Source organism: Bacillus pumilus, from assembly GCF_900186955.1.
In the GTDB taxonomy this organism is placed as follows: domain Bacteria; phylum Bacillota; class Bacilli; order Bacillales; family Bacillaceae; genus Bacillus; species Bacillus pumilus.
Genome location: NZ_LT906438.1, coordinates 1,866,136 through 1,882,404, shown reverse-complemented (window position 1 = coordinate 1,882,404; position 16,269 = coordinate 1,866,136). Strand labels below are relative to the sequence as shown.

10 protein-coding genes are annotated in these 16,269 nt (G+C 42.9%); 6 read left to right on the top strand and 4 right to left on the bottom strand.

Annotated elements, in window-relative coordinates:
- Positions 1–24 precede the first annotated feature (24 nt).
- Entirely contained in the window at positions 25–1,143 is a 1,119-nt protein-coding gene (gene proB, locus CKW02_RS09440; RefSeq protein WP_003216061.1) for a glutamate 5-kinase, read from the top strand.
- 18 nt (positions 1,144–1,161) lie between these two features.
- Complete coding sequence (locus CKW02_RS09435; protein ID WP_003215514.1) at positions 1,162–2,430, top strand: glutamate-5-semialdehyde dehydrogenase; 1,269 nt, start codon at positions 1,162–1,164, stop codon at positions 2,428–2,430.
- 60 nt (positions 2,431–2,490) lie between these two features.
- Here the strand turns inward: CKW02_RS09435 and CKW02_RS09430 are convergent, their stop codons facing one another.
- Positions 2,491–3,057 (bottom strand): GNAT family N-acetyltransferase, encoded by a 567-nt coding sequence (locus CKW02_RS09430; RefSeq protein WP_003215646.1) that lies wholly within the window; start codon positions 3,055–3,057, stop codon positions 2,491–2,493.
- An 86-nt stretch (positions 3,058–3,143) separates the two neighbouring features.
- On the opposite strand from CKW02_RS09430, the gene CKW02_RS09425 reads away from it, so the two are divergent.
- Positions 3,144–3,965, top strand: coding sequence for a MerR family transcriptional regulator (locus CKW02_RS09425; protein WP_003216074.1), 822 nt, complete (start codon positions 3,144–3,146; stop codon positions 3,963–3,965).
- Positions 3,966–4,011: 46 nt separating this feature from the next.
- Here the strand turns inward: CKW02_RS09425 and CKW02_RS09420 are convergent, their stop codons facing one another.
- The 3 genes from CKW02_RS09420 to CKW02_RS09410 form a co-directional block, all read right to left on the bottom strand.
- Positions 4,012–5,841, bottom strand: coding sequence for an ABC transporter ATP-binding protein (locus CKW02_RS09420; protein ID WP_003215599.1), 1,830 nt, complete (start codon positions 5,839–5,841; stop codon positions 4,012–4,014).
- Positions 5,838–7,571, bottom strand: coding sequence for an ABC transporter ATP-binding protein (locus tag CKW02_RS09415; RefSeq protein ID WP_003215709.1), 1,734 nt, complete (start codon positions 7,569–7,571; stop codon positions 5,838–5,840). Before CKW02_RS09415 ends, CKW02_RS09420 begins: the two co-directional genes overlap by 4 nt.
- A gap of 94 nt (positions 7,572–7,665) precedes the next feature.
- On the bottom strand, positions 7,666–8,568 hold the full coding sequence (locus CKW02_RS09410; RefSeq protein ID WP_003215832.1) for a glutamate biosynthesis transcriptional regulator GltC: 903 nt from the start codon (positions 8,566–8,568) through the stop codon (positions 7,666–7,668).
- A gap of 153 nt (positions 8,569–8,721) precedes the next feature.
- Here CKW02_RS09410 and gltB point away from each other — a divergent pair, with 153 nt between their 5' ends.
- From gltB to CKW02_RS09395, 3 genes are all read left to right on the top strand, one after another.
- The gene (gene gltB / locus CKW02_RS09405) at positions 8,722–13,293 is read left to right on the top strand and encodes a glutamate synthase large subunit (protein WP_003215955.1); all 4,572 of its coding nucleotides are present in this window, start codon (positions 8,722–8,724) and stop codon (positions 13,291–13,293) included.
- Positions 13,294–13,309: 16 nt separating this feature from the next.
- Positions 13,310–14,794, top strand: coding sequence for a glutamate synthase small subunit (gltD, locus tag CKW02_RS09400; protein ID WP_003215491.1), 1,485 nt, complete (start codon positions 13,310–13,312; stop codon positions 14,792–14,794).
- 145 nt (positions 14,795–14,939) lie between these two features.
- A protein-coding gene (locus tag CKW02_RS09395) for an IS3 family transposase (protein WP_095117810.1) occupies positions 14,940–16,090 on the top strand; the annotation gives its coding sequence in 2 pieces (ribosomal slippage) (positions 14,940–15,222 and positions 15,222–16,090; 1,152 coding nt in all).
- Positions 16,091–16,269: the final 179 nt, after the last annotated feature.

Genomic DNA, 16,269 nt, shown 5'->3' with positions numbered 1-16,269 from the left:
GAGCTCAGGTACAGGAGTGATAAGGTGTACGCAGATAAAGAGAGAAAACGAATTGTTGTAAAAATCGGAAGCAGCTCACTTACTAGCTTTCAAGGGGAGATTAGTTTAAAAAAACTAGAAAACCTCGTCAATCAAATTGTAAAACTCAAAGATGAAGGACACGAAGTCATTTTGGTTTCATCTGGTGCGGTTGCAGCTGGTTACCGAAAACTAGGATTTATCGATAGACCGAAAACACTGCCGGAAAAACAGGCATCTGCCTCAATTGGGCAAGGCCTTTTAATGGAATCATATTCTACGTTATTTTTATCACACGGTTATATTGCCTCACAGCTTTTAATCACAAGAAGTGATTTTTCAGATGAAACGCGCTATCAAAATGTGCGCAACACGATGAATGTGTTATTAGATCGAGGCATCATTCCGATTATCAATGAAAATGATACAGTGACGATTAACCGCTTGAAGTTCGGAGATAACGATACATTGTCTGCAAAAGTAGCTGGACTCATTGATGCGGATTTCCTTGCCATTTTATCTGATATTGATGGCTTGTATGAAGATAACCCGCATAAAAACCCAAATGCGAAGCGAATTCTTGAAGTCACAGACATCACAGAAGACATAGAAGCAGCGGCTGGAGATGCAGGCAGCAGTGTGGGCACAGGCGGAATGAAATCAAAGCTCGATGCGTTTAAAATTTCAATGGCCGCTGGTATCAATGGCTTTTTAGGAAAAGCGGATACGCCTCACATTTTAGACAAAGCCATTAATGGAACAGAGGACGGCACTTATTTTACTGCTGATGAAAATTTAGCACCGCTGAATTACAAGAAGCAGTGGATTGCCTTTCATTCTGGACCAAAAGGCGAGATCGTCATTCGTGAGAAAACACAGGAACTCCTCATGCACCGTGAGAGGAGCCTCGATTCCGATGGCATTGTCAATGTGAAGGGTTCGTTTAAAAAAAGGGATGTCGTCCGTATATTAGATCAAGATGAAAGAGAAATCGGATTGGGCATTGTGAATTATTCGTCAGATGAACTCATCCAAAAGCGTGACTTCTTGCAGGATGAAGTAGTGCATGTCGTCGATCTTGAAGCATTTGTTTGTCATTTAGATTTATCGATACCAGTTTGCTAACCAAAAGGGAGGAATTCCATGACACTGACAGCTGAAGTTGTCACATCGGTCAAAGAAAAAGCGAAAAAAGCAAAGTGCGTTTCAAAAAAACTAGGTTTACTTCATACAGAGGATAAAAACGAGGCACTGCTGAAACTAGCAGAAGCGTTAGAACAAAATAGCACGTTCATCTTGCAAGAGAATCAAAAGGATATAGATGCCGAGAAGGAAAAGGGATTTTCAGAGGCACTCTTGGATCGTTTAATGTTAAATGAAGAAAGAATTCATGAGTTTGCCGAAAGCTTGCGGCTTGTGACGAGATTAACAGATCCTGTTGGAGAAATATTGGATGAATGGACTCTTGAGAACGGCTTGCATGTGAAAAGCCGAAGAGTACCGCTCGGCGTGATCGGGATGATCTATGAAGCGAGACCGAACGTCACTGTCGATGCAGCAGGGCTTGCCCTTAAGGCAGGCAACGCAGTGATTTTAAAAGGCGGTTCCTCCGCTATTTCTTCCAACAAAGCCATTGTAAGTGTTATTCATGAAGCATTAGATCAAACAAAGATTCCGCGTGATGCGGTGCAATTGATAGAACAAACAGACCGTTCATCGGTTCAAGCGATGCTTCATCTAAAAGAATGGATTGATGTCTTAATTCCGCGAGGCGGAGCTTCTTTAATCAAAACCGTGGTTGAACAATCTACCATTCCTGTCCTTGAAACAGGAACAGGAAACTGTCATGTCTTTATTGATCAAACAGCCAATGTGAAAAAAGCCATTGAGATTGTCATCAATGCAAAAACGAATCGTCCGGCTGTATGTAATGCACTTGAGACGCTAATCATCCATCGCGATTGGCTGAAAGAAAATGCGGCATCGTTGAATGAAGCTCTGCTAGAGCACCATGTCACCGTACATGGCGACGAGGAAGCACTGTCTCATTTTTCAAACGCCATTCCTGCTGAGGAAGTGGACTGGACAGATGAGTATTTAAGTCTTGATCTTGCCGTAAAGGTAGTCGATTCAATCGAGGAAGCGATCCACCATATTGAAGAGTACGGTACAAAACATTCAGAAGCCATCGTGACAGAGGATGAAGAGCAGGCACTTAAGTTTTTAAACGAAGTCGATGCGGCGGCGGTTTATCATAACGCATCTACCCGTTTTACAGACGGCGGTGCACTTGGATATGGGGCTGAAATTGGCATTTCTACTCAAAAACTGCATGCAAGAGGTCCGATGGGACTTCCAGTACTCACGACAACGAAGCTGCTTCTGTCGGGTGACGGTCAGATTAGAAGCTAGATGAGATTCAAAAAACACTACCTTTTTTCATGGGGTAGTGTTTTTTGATGCTGATATTTATTAGCTAGAGCAGGTTTTCTTCATCACTTTCTCAAATTTAAAAAATTCAAATTCTTCAGGTGCTGAAGGCTTAGTTTCTTGATCAGCTGCATGAGGTGCGTTCGGATCTGGATGTTTCATATGATAAAATTCCACAATTTGAAAGCCGCACTTATTGACATAGAAATGAATGTTGCGTTTTTCAAAATACGGGGTCACAACCTCCCAAACAATCGTTTCTGGATATTGCGCCTCGATGGCTTTCCATGCTGCCTGACCAATGCCTTTTCCGTGTGAGGATGAAGAGATGTATAATAAGTCAACTGAGTTGTGGTGGGTCTCTTGGTTGATTTTAATGACAACGCCGCCTGCTTTTTCGCCATTTAGCATAATATGGTAAACGATGTGTTCATTCGAATGAAAAGATTCATCAATCACTTCACCTGGAGGAGTCGGTCCATAATGCGCATCGCCAAATGCGTCAATCACACCAGCTGTAAAAGCTTTCTGTAGCTCATTTTTCATAAAAGGGAAGTCCTCTTTTTTTGCAAGTTCTAATGCCACTTCATGTTGAGTGATGTTGTTCATGTTTTTATCCTTTCCAAGCGTAGTGGTGTTCTGCATGTTATCATAAAGGGTGGAGTAACTCCATAGTCAAGAGGGGAGCCTTAGTTATGATAAATGATGTGCAAAAAACATTTTTTACTGGAGAATTTGCCAAGCTATTTGATGTAAAGAAAGACACCTTGTTTTATTACGATAAAATTGATTTATTTAAGCCAGCTGGTGTTCATGAAAATGGGTACCGATACTATACACTTGAGCAATTTGATCATTTTATAGCGATTCAATCCCTTCGAGCTGTGCAATTTCCGATAAAAGAGTTAAAACAATATTTCACTGAGCCTTCCCGAGAAAGGCTCCAAAGCCTAGCAGCTGAACAAATAGAAAAGGTCAAACAAGAGATTGAAAAACTTCAAGATATCCAGTCTTTTCTTATGCGGGTCATGGAGACGACGCAGGAACTATCATCTGTCAAAATGGGGGAGGTCTTGTTTCAAGAGCTGCCAGAAGAACCAGTTGTATTAAGTGCACCGAACCCGATTGACATGAATACATCCGTAGAAGAAATATCTCGTATTGTTGGACATTTTCTAAAGGAAATTGGCATAAAAGGGGCTGCGGCAAATGGGGCTGTCTTAAAAAAGGAGCAGTTCCTTCAGCGTCACTATCATCAGTCAGATCAGCTGTTTTGCCGAATGGAAGCGCCGGAAGCAGTTAAAAAACCTGCCGGCCTTTATGCGGTGATGTATGATCAAGGATCATACGAGGAGATTGATTCTGCTTATTCGCGCTTGTTAGATGAAATTGAAAAAGAGGACATGATGCTAGATGGAGATGTATTTGAGGAGTATTTGCTTCATTCACTCATGTCTAAAGATGAAGCAGAGTATATAACGAAACTCAGTGTAAAAGTGAAAAAACGAGCTGATTAACAAAAAAGGATAGACCGCATGGATGCGTGTCTATCCTTTTTTATATTTAACCCACTTGATTCTCCGTAAATTGGCTCATATATAAGTCTGCATAGAAGCCATTTTGTTTTAAGAGTTCGCTGTGCGTTCCTTTTTCAATGATGGTGCCATCTTTCATGACTAGAATAACGTCGGCATCTTTAATCGTCGACAGTCTGTGTGCAATGACGAAGCTCGTTCTGCCTTTCATCAATTCATTCATCGCTTTTTGAATGTGCATCTCTGTCCGTGTATCCACACTGCTCGTCGCTTCATCTAATATTAAGATTTTTGGATCAGATAAAATCGCACGGGCGATGGTTAACAGCTGGCGCTGACCTTGGGATAGATTGCCGGCATCTTCTGTTAAGAGTGTGTCATATCCGTCTGGAAGCGTGCGGATGAAGTCATCAGCATAAGCATGTTTGGCGGCTTTGATGACATCCTCTTTTGAGACGTTCTGCCTGCCATAGGCAATATTATCATGAATCGTCCCTTCAAAAAGCCACGTATCCTGAAGAACCATTGCAAATAAGTCGCGTACTTGCTGACGGCTGAGATCAGTTGTTTTGACGCCGCCGATACGGATCGAGCCTTGATCTAATTCATAGAAACGCATTAAAAGATTGATGATGGTTGTTTTTCCAGCGCCTGTTGGCCCGACAATCGCAACCGTTTGACCTTCTTTGACATCTAAAGTCAAATCTTTAATAATTGGATGGTCTTTTTCATATCCGAATTGAACTTGTTCAAAGCTCACATCACCTGAAAGTGATTCAAGATCAATTGCTGCATCTTCCTCGGGACTTTCTTCTTTCTCATCCAGGATTTCAAACACCCTTTCAGCAGAAGCAATCGCTGATTGAACCAAGTTGGCGACGCTTGATGCTTGCACGAGCGGTTGAGACATTTGCTGCGTGTATTGGATAAACGCCTGCACATCTCCGACACGAATATTCCCGTTAATCACAAGAATACCGCCGGCTACACTGACTGCTACATAGCCAAGGTTCCCGATAAACGTCATCAATGGCATCATTAAACCGGATATGAACTGCGCTTTCCTCGATGATTCATACAGCTGTTCGTTTAATTGATCAAATGTATCGATCGCTTTCTTTTCGTAGCCATACGCACGAACCGTTTGATGCCCTGTGAACATTTCATTAATATGTCCATTGATCATCCCCAGCTCTTTTTGCTGCGCTTTAAAATGCTTTTGAGAAAATGACGTAATGCCGCGAATCGCAAACAGGCTGAGCGGCAGTGTTAAACAAACAAGCAAGGTCAACAGCGGACTAATCAATAGCATCATGACGACAATCCCAATGACCGTAATGACAGATGTAATCACTTGGGTGAGTGCCTGCTGAAGCGAAGTATTAATATTATCGATATCATTCATTACACGGCTCAGCGTGTCCCCGTGGGTTGTTTTATCAAAATACCGAAGGGGGAGACGTGTGAGCTTGTCATTTGCTTCTTGCCGTAATTCAGCAATGGTCTGTTGGGAGACACCCGCCATGACATATTGCTGAACGAATGAAAAGAGAGCAGCAACGACGTATAGCACGACAAGCAGCAATAAGATTCGTGAAATGACATCGAATTGTACAGCTGTTCCTTGTGTAAAGCTGTCAAACAGGGAAGAGGTGGCATCCCCTAGCAGCTTTGGACTAATGACGTTAAAGACGGTTGAACCGACTGCTGCAATGAAGACAATGATCAATTGAATCTTTCTTGGTTTTAAATAGCCAATCAAACGAAGCAGTGTTTTCTTAAATTCCTTTGGTTTTGCGACAGGTCCTCTAGGGTGGCCGCCTTTATGGCCCATGCCGGAAGACATTTTTTTACTCATCCTCGCTCCACCTCCTGACCTTCCTGTGATGCAACAATCTCTTGATAGACAAGGTTGTCCTTCAGTAATTGTTCATGTGTTCCGATACCTGCGATTTTCCCATCATCTAGTACGATGATTTTATCACTATGCTTCACTGTGCTGATTCTTTGCGCCACAATGATGAGGGCTGCATGCGCTTTTTCAGCTTCTAATGATGCCCGAAGCTTCGCATCTGTTTTGTAATCAAGTGCTGAGAAACTATCGTCAAACAGATAGAATGACGGCTTTCTCACTAGCGCTCTTGCAATAGAAAGACGCTGCTTTTGACCGCCAGATAGATTCGATCCGCCCTGGTCAATTTCCGCATTGATTCCGCCATCTTTTTGCAAAACAAATTCTTCTGCCTGCGCCGTGCGCAGCGCCTGCCAGACATCTTCATCGCTTGCATTCTGCCTGCCGAAGCGTACATTATCGGCAATGGTTCCACTAAATAAAACTGCTTTTTGAGAAACGTAGCCCATCTGGCCTCTTAGTTTCTCCTGAGGCAGCTTTCTAATGTCTACACCATCTAGTGTAATCCGGCCTTCAGTTGCTTCGTAGAAGCGCGTCATTAGCTGGAGAAGAGTGGTTTTCCCTGAACCTGTACTTCCGATAATAGCTGTCGTTTCGCCAGTTTTGGCTTCAAACGAAATGTTTTGAACTGCCGGCTTTTCAGCATTTGAGTAATAAAATGACACATCCTCAAAGCGAATGGATTGTGCGGGCGCGTGCAGGTCAGTAACCGTTCCTTTATTGTCTTGAATTTTCGGTTCCATGTTTAACACTTCATTCATCCGTTTAGCTGATGCTTGTGCTCTTGGGACCATAATAAAACTCATCGACAGCATAATCAGTGCCATTAAAATCATCATCGCATATTGGATAAAGGCAATAAGATTCCCTACTTCCATCTCTCCGGCATCAATTCGGTTTGCACCTAGCCAGACAATGCCGATATTTGTGAAGTTCATGATGATGAGCATAAATGGAAACAAGTAAGCCATTAAACGGTTGACTCTCAGACCAGTATCCTTGTAGGATGTGTTGGCTTCTTGAAAACGCTCCTTTTCATCATCTACACGGTTAAAAGCACGAATGACCCGGATGCCTGAAAGAGATTCTCGCATAATTAAATTCAGCCGATCTGTTTTTTTCTGAAGCTGACCGAATAAAGGAATGGCTTTTCTCGACACCAAGTAGATAAATCCGCCAAGAAGGGGGAGAGCAGCTAGAAAGATGAGAGACAGGACAGCATCTCGGGATACAGCCAAAATAATTCCGCCCACAAGCATGAGTGGTGCTCTCGTCATCATTTGTAAGATCATGATCGTGACATCTTGGACTTGTTTCACATCATTTGTTGATCTTGTAATAAAGGAAGACGTCCCGATCCTTTGAAATTCTTCTAGTGAAAATTGTTCGACATGCACAAACAGCTGTCTTCTCATATCACGCCCGAAGCCAAGTGCAGTCTTTGATGACAAGTAAGACTTCCAGATCGTGAGTAAGATGGCAAGTAAAGAACAAGCCACCATCCAGCCGCCAACCTTCCATATGTAAGCAATATCTCCTTGGACGATCCCGACATCGACGATATCTGCCGTAAGCGTCGGTAAATACAGCTGGAGCATACTGCTTAAAAAGGTGAGGATCACAATGGACACAACGGATAGCCGATACGGCTTTAAAAACGATAAAATTGATTTCATACGAATACCTTTCTTCCATATAGTGTGTTGTTCTGTAACCCATCATATACAAAGAGGGATTATTTCCACAAATGAAATGTCTTGTTTTAATGAATTATTTATATTGTTCAATTTTAGAAAAGAAATCCTTCACGAACACATAAAAATCATGAGCAGAAGGTGACATTTCTCGTGATTTAGAAGCAATAATTCCAACAGTTCTTCTCACTTGCGGAAAATCGATCGGAATCTTCGCTGTAAAGCGCGGTGTGGTTTCATAAAAGGCACTTTCGGGTAATAAGGTAACGCCCATACCCGCTGATACGAGACCTTTAATAGCGTCTAAATCTTCTCCTTCTGATGAAATGGTTGGCTCATAGCCTGCCTGCTTACAAGCATCAACCGCAATTTGTCTCAGCACATAACCTTCTGGAAATAACACGAAATGATCTTTTCTTAAATCACTTAAATGAATACTCCTTTGTCCGCTAAAGGGGTGACTGACAGGCAGCAAGGCATAAATGCTTTCTGAAAACAAAATATGTCCTTCTATTTGAGGATCGTTTGTCGGTACAGGTCCTAAAAAGGCGAGATCAATATCTCGATTTTTTACAGCTTCAATGAGAAATTTATAGGATCCTTGACGAAGTAAAAAATCGACCTCTGGGTATTCCTGCTTAAAGGCGGAAATAACAGAAGGTAGCACTTGGCTTGCTAGGCTAGTAGGAAAGCCGATATTGACGGTTCCTTTGTGCGGATCTAAATATTCATCAATTTGCTCTTTCGCATAATCAATGGCTTTTAGTGCCGTTCTGACATGATCTAAAAATTGTCTGCCGATCTTCGTTAATTTGATATTTCGTCCTTCTCGTTCGAATAAGGCCACTCCAAGTTCTTCTTCTAAATTCGCAATCTGCCGGCTGATCGCAGATTGGGCAACATGTAAGTTTTCAGCCGCTTCTGACACGTGTTCACGGTCTGCGACTTCTACAAAATAACGCAACTGACGAAGCTCCATTTTTACACTTCACACCCATCTATCTCAAAAAGAGATTGTTTTCATCTAAATTATATATTGTTTATATTAATTTGAAAACTTAAAATAAGTTACAGAGTTTGTGAGATTTTATTACTGTGAAAAAACGGATCTTTTAAACGGGGGAGAGAAACGATGACTTATAATCAACTACCACAACCACAAGGTCTCTACCGTCCTGAATTTGAACATGATGCATGTGGGATCGGACTGTACGCTCATTTAAAAGGGGAAGCGACACACAGCATCGTCAAAAAGGGATTACAAATGCTGTGCCAGCTTGATCACCGCGGCGGGCAAGGCAGTGATCCGTATACAGGTGATGGTGCCGGCTTAATGGTACAACTACCAGACGCTTTCTTTAGAAAAAGCTGCAAAGACTTTGCACTTCCTGAAAAGGGCCGTTACGGGGTAGGAATGGTCTTCTTTTCAAAAGAGGATGACGAGAAAACGCGCCAAGCCATCGAGCAAAAAATCAACGGGTTCATTAAACAAGAAGGTCAAACATTAATTGGCTGGAGAACAGTTCCTATTGATGCAGGGAAAATTGGTACTGTCGCAGCGAAGAGCTGTCCGGTTGTGAGGCAAGTCTTTATCGGGGCAAATGACAAGATCACAGATCGTTTGTCATTTGAAAGAAAATTATATGTCATTCGTAAACAGGCTGAGAACTGGGGGACAGCAGAGGAAAAACAATTTTACTTTGTCAGCCTGTCGAGTCAAACCATTGTATACAAGGGGCTTTTAACATCAGATCAAGTCGATGCTTTTTATCTTGATCTTCAGGATGAAACATTTGTTTCTGCATTTTCACTTGTTCATTCACGATTTAGTACAAATACATTTCCTACATGGGAAAGAGCCCATCCAAACCGCTATTTGATTCACAACGGTGAAATCAACACATTAAGAGGAAACATCAATTGGATGAGAGCAAGAGAACAACAATTCGTATCTGAAGCTTTCGGAGACGATTTAGACAAGATTTTGCCAGTGCTGAATGCAGACGGAAGTGATTCATCCATTCTAGACAATGCCTTTGAATTCTTTGTGCTTGCAGGCCGAACACCTGCTCATACAGCCATGATGCTGATTCCAGAGCCATGGACTGAAAACACGCACATGTCGAAAGAAAAACGGGCATTTTATGAATACCATAGTTCTCTTATGGAGCCGTGGGATGGGCCAACAGCTATTTCCTTTACTGATGGTAAACAAATCGGAGCCATCTTAGACCGAAACGGATTAAGACCGGCAAGATACTATGTCACAAATGATGATCATATCATTTTCTCTTCTGAGGTCGGGGTGATCGACACAAATGAAGAGGATGTGAAGTATAAAGATCGTCTTGAGCCAGGTAAAATGCTTTTAATTGATTTAGAAGAAGGGCGAATTATTTCTGACGAAGAAGTGAAATCGACGATTGCGAATGAACTTCCTTATCAAAAATGGCTTGATGAAGAAATGGTGCACGTCAATCGCTCGGAAGAAAATTCAGAAAATTCTAGTATAATGGATGATTTATTGACGCGCCAGCGTGCCTTCCATTATACGTACGAGGACATTCAAAAGTATTTAATTCCTTTACTAGAAGAAGGCAAGGACCCAATCGGTTCAATGGGAAGCGACACTCCGCTTGCTGTGTTATCAGATCGTGCGCAGTCTCTGTTTTCTTACTTCAAGCAGCTGTTTGCACAAGTGACGAACCCGCCGATTGACGCCATTCGTGAGCAGCTTGTGACATCTACGATGACGTGGTTAGGTGCTGAAGGAGATATTTTACATCCGAATGAATATTCATGCCGACGAATTAAACTGTATACACCCGTCTTAACAAGCGGGCAGTTTAACGGTTTGAGAACAATTGTTCATAATGCCTTTAAAAGTAAAACGATTCATACTCTTTTTACCGATGATTTAAAGCGCGGGCTGGATGCGATGTTTGAAGAGGCGGAAAAAGCGATCCGCGAAGGTGTATCTTTATTAATTCTTTCCGATCGTGAAATGACGGAAGAAAAAGTGCCGATTCCACCACTTCTAGCGCTAAGTGCACTGCATCAGCATCTTGTGCGTCAAGGCTTACGGACAAAGGTGAGTCTGATCGTTGAATCTGGAGAAGTCAGAGAGGTTCATCATTTTGCCGCACTGATTGGCTACGGAGCAGATGCGATCCATCCTTATCTTGTGTATGAAACGTACAAACAGCTGATTGCAGAAGAAGCGATCTCTTTCAGCTTTGATGAAGCAGTCACAAAGTTTGGTAAAAGCGTAACCGAAGGTGTCGTCAAAGTCATGTCTAAAGTGGGAATCTCCACTGTGCAAAGCTATAGAGGAGCCCAAATCTTTGAAGCCGTTGGTATTAGTGAAGACGTCATTCAGGCGTATTTCACGGGAACAGCTTCTCAGCTTGGCGGGATTGACCTTGAGACCATTGCACATGAAGCAAAACTTCGTCATGAAGCAGGGTATCAGGCAGCGACTGACCAAACACTCGAATCAGGAAGTGACTTCCAGTGGAGAAAAAATGGTGAGCACCATGCCTTTAATCCAAAAACGATCCATACGCTTCAGTGGGCATGTCGCAATGAAGATTACGATCTATTTAAGCAATATACAAAGGCAGCGGACGAAGAAAGAATCGGCTTCCTTCGAAATTTATTTGCTTTCCAGCCAAAACAAAAACCAGTTCGTTTGGAAGACGTTGAATCTGCTGAATCCATCGTGCGCCGATTCAAGACAGGCGCCATGTCATTTGGGTCTTTAAGTAAAGAAGCGCACGAAGCACTTGCGATTGCCATGAACCGAATTGGCGGTAAAAGTAACAGCGGAGAAGGCGGAGAAGATCCTGCACGCTTTACAGTTGATAAACGCGGCGATGATCGCAGAAGTGCGATTAAACAAATTGCTTCTGGCCGCTTTGGCGTAAAGAGTCATTATTTGGTCAATGCAGATGAACTGCAAATTAAAATGGCACAAGGGGCAAAGCCTGGAGAAGGCGGACAGCTGCCAGGAAATAAAGTATACCCTTGGGTCGCCGATGTACGCGGATCTACACCAGGCGTCGGATTGATTTCACCACCGCCGCATCATGATATTTATTCCATCGAGGATTTAGCGCAGCTGATCCATGATTTGAAAAACGCGAACCGTGATGCCCGCATCAGCGTCAAGCTTGTGTCTAAAGCAGGCGTTGGTACGATTGCAGCAGGTGTTGCAAAAGGAACGGCGGATGTCATTGTGATCAGTGGATACGATGGCGGCACAGGAGCTTCGCCGAAAACGAGTATTAAACACACAGGACTTCCTTGGGAGCTCGGTTTGGCAGAGGCGCATCAAACCCTTGTGTTAAACGGCCTTCGCGAGAGAGTCGTTCTTGAAACGGACGGAAAGTTAATGACTGGTCGCGACGTTGTCATGGCTGCGATATTAGGAGCAGAAGAATATGGCTTTGCGACAGCTCCACTTGTCGTATTGGGCTGCGTGATGATGAGAGCATGTCATTTAGATACTTGCCCAGTCGGCGTCGCTACACAGAATCCAGAGCTTCGTAAAAAATTCATGGGGAACCCTGACCATATTGTGAATTTCATGATGTTTATTGCAGAGGAAGTAAGAGAAATCTTAGCGGAGCTCGGCTTTACATCAATGGATGAATTAATTGGACGCACGGATGTTCTAGGAGTTAGCGAACGAGCAAAAGCTCACTGGAAAGCAGGCCAGCTAGACCTTGAAACACTGCTTTATCAGCCAGAAGGAGCTCGTACATTCAGAACACCGCAAAATCATAAAATTGATGAATCACTGGATATGAATGAAATCCTCCCTTATGTACAGGAAGCGTTGAATCATCAAACACCGGTTGATCTATCATTGAATATTCGCAATATCAATCGTGTGGCCGGAACCATTACTGGAAGTGAAGTGTCTAAACGCTACGGGGAAGAAGGCTTGCCAGAGGATACGATCACACTAAGGTTCACTGGTTCCGCAGGACAAAGCTTCGGCGCATTTGTGCCAAAGGGCATGTCTCTCTATTTAACAGGTGATTCAAATGACTATATCGGCAAAGGACTCTCAGGAGGCAAAATTGCGGTCAAAACATCTGATCACTTTGTACAAAATGGACATGAAAATGTCATTGTTGGAAACGTCGCATTCTACGGAGCGACAAGTGGAAAAGCCTATATTAACGGGCGTGCAGGTGAGCGCTTTGCCGTTCGTAATTCAGGCGTGCAGGTGGTTGTTGAAGGAATCGGTGATCACGGCTGTGAATACATGACTGGCGGACGTGTCGTCATTTTAGGAGACGTCGGAAAGAACTTCGGCGCAGGAATGTCTGGCGGCGTAGCTTATGTCCATACATCCGATGCGAAACAGTTCAAAAGAATGTGCAACATGGAAATGATCATGTTTGAAAAACTCACAGATCACGATGAAGAGCAAGAAGTGAAACAGCTGATTCAAGAGCACCTTCACTATACAAACAGCGCAAAAGCTTCGGCACTTTTAGAAAACTGGGCGCAAGAAAAGGATCAATTCATCAAGGTCATTCCGAGAAATTACAAAATGATGCTTCAAAGCATTGAAGAACAAAAACAAGCGGGCCTTAGTCATGAGGAAGCGGTCATGTATGCCTTTGAAGCAAACACGAAACCGAAAAATCAAGAAACGGCAAACGGGCAAAAAGCAGCCCTCGCTCATTAAGAAAGGGGAGAGGACAATGGGCAAAGCAACAGGTTTTATGGATTATAAAAGAGAAAAGCTAAATGAACGTGACCCTCTCACTCGTCAAAATGACTGGAAAGAATATTCAGCTCCTTATACAGATGACGTATTGAAGAAGCAGGGCGCTAGATGTATGGATTGCGGCACACCGTTTTGTCAAATTGGGATGGAGATCAAAGGCGGCGTGTCAGGCTGCCCGATCTACAATTTAATTCCAGAATGGAACGACCTTGTGTATCGAGGCAGATGGAAAGAAGCGCTCGAAAGACTGCAAAAAACAAATAATTTCCCTGAATTTACTGGGAGAGTGTGTCCAGCGCCTTGCGAAGGGTCATGTACAGTCGCCATCAATGATCCAGCTGTTTCGATTAAAAATATCGAACGCACTATCATTGATAAAGGCTTTGAAAATGGATGGATCACACCGAGAATTCCTTCAAGCCGTACAGGCAAGAAGATTGCCATTGTCGGCTCAGGACCAGCAGGACTTGCAAGTGCTGATCAATTAAACCAAGCAGGCCACGCCGTCACAGTGTTCGAACGGTCTGATCGCCTTGGCGGACTGCTGACATACGGCATTCCAAACATGAAGCTGGACAAAGAAGTAGTGGAACGAAGAGTCAAACTGTTGAGACAAGAAGGCATTGATTTTGTAACGAACACAGAAATTGGCGTCGATGTCACTGCCGATGAACTGAAAGAGCAGTTTGATGCGGTCATCCTTTGTACAGGTGCACAAAAGCAGCGTGACCTGTTGATTGAAGGCCGGGAAGCTAAAGGGATTCACCTAGCGATGGATTATTTGACCCTCGCAACAAAAAGCATGCTGGATTCAGGATTTAAAGACAAAAACTTCATTGATGCAAAAGGAAAAGACGTGATTGTCATTGGCGGGGGAGATACAGGTGCAGATTGCGTTGCAACTGCACTTCGCCAAAAAGCAAAAAGTGTTGTTCAGTTCGGGAAGCATCCGAAGCTTCCGGATACACGTGTAGGGGATAACATGTGGCCTGAACAGCCTTACGTCTTCTCACTCGATTATGCTTATGAAGAAGCACAAGCAAAATTCGGGGAAGATCCGCGTCAATATTCCATTCAAACCACAAAAATTGTGGCAGACAAAAATGGAAAATTAAAAGAGCTTCATACGATTCAAATGGAAAAGGTGAAAAACGAACAAGGGAAGTTTGAATTTCATGAGATTCCAGGGACAGAAAAGGTATGGCCGGCTCAGCTAGTCTTTATTGCAATTGGTTTTGAGGGAACTGAACAGCCACTCGTGAAACACTTTGGCGTGGACAGCAAAAACAATCGCATTGACGCAACGTATGGGGAGTATACAACAAATGTAGAAGGCGTATTTGCAGCGGGAGATGCAAGACGCGGGCAAAGCTTGATTGTCTGGGCAATTAATGAAGGAAGACAAGTGGCGCACGAGGTAGACCGTTATTTAATGGGGAGTTCGGTTCTGCCAAAATAGGTCAAACAAAGGGTGTTTACACATATAAAGAAAAGCCATGACCGAAGAGTGGAACTGACCCCATAAGATGAGACAAATAAAAAACACCTTCAAGTTTGAAAATGGATCGTTGTGATCCGAAATAAAACATGGAGGTGTTTTTTCTATGGGGACAAGAGTGAGTTATCCGGTTGAAGTCAAACAGAAGGCTGTAGAAATGAGATTGGCAGGCGTACCTATGAAAGAGATCATGCAGAAATTGAATATCAAGAATAAGACGCAGGTTCAGACATGGGTGAGATGGCATAAAGCTGGGGATACACACCGGTTCGAACAGCCTGTTGGAAAACAATATACCTATGGAAAGGGTCCCGAGTACTCTTCCGAATTAGAGAGACTGCAGGCAGAAAATCGCTATTTGAGTCAACAGAATGAAGTTTTAAAAAAATACAACGAATTGGAAAGGAAGTTGATAAGGAAACGTCAATCAAACTGGTAGAAGAATTGTGCAAAACGATGACGGTACAGGACATCTGTGTCCATTTAGGCATCTTACGTACTTCGTATTATAGATGGAAAAAGGATCTGACTCAGAATCATTCTAAAAGACAACTAGAGAAACAGGTCGGCACGTTGTGCCGAAAGCACAAATATCGATATGGTTATCGAAAAATCACAGCCATACTAAAAAGGAGAATGCGTATTAACCATAAAACTGTTCAACGTATCATGCAGAAAAACCAGTGGCAATGCCGGGTTAAAATGAAAAAGCGTAAGAAGAATGGGCAGCCCTATGCCGTGGCCGGTAATATACTGGATCGGAACTTTCAGTCTGATCGCCCTCTTGAAAAACTAGTAACGGACATCACGTATTTGCCTTATGGACAGAAACAATTGTACCTTTCCAGTATATTTGATTTATATAATGGAGAAGTGATTGCTTTTACAATTGGTGATAAGCAGGACACAGACTTTATCTTAAACACACTTAATCAGCTCCCAGCACTGCCTGAGAATTGCGTGTTACATAGCGATCAAGGTTCTGTGTATACATCTTACGAGTATCAGAAAGCTGTTCATATAAAAGGCATTACCATGAGCATGTCCCGTAAAGGGACGCCCGCTGATAATGCCTCCATCGAATCGTTTCATTCCTCACTAAAGTCTGAAACGTTCTATCTTAACAGGATTGACCGCACTACGACCAGCATCGTAGAACGCACTGTCAAAGAATACATTTATTATTATAACAACATTCGTATTCAAACGAAACTAAACAACCAATCACCGATAAACTATCGGCAATTGGCTGTATAAAGGTGTTTTGATCCCTGTCTCAAAAACGGGGGTCAGTCCCAGTGGTCATGGCTTTTTATGAATCAGATATTTTGATTTACTATCACTTTTTTCCGCTCTAGGCAGTGAGCTGATTTGAAAATCCATCTTTCATGAGGTGACATTCAAGCACCAGATCATGGATGCGTCAAAGTATATGA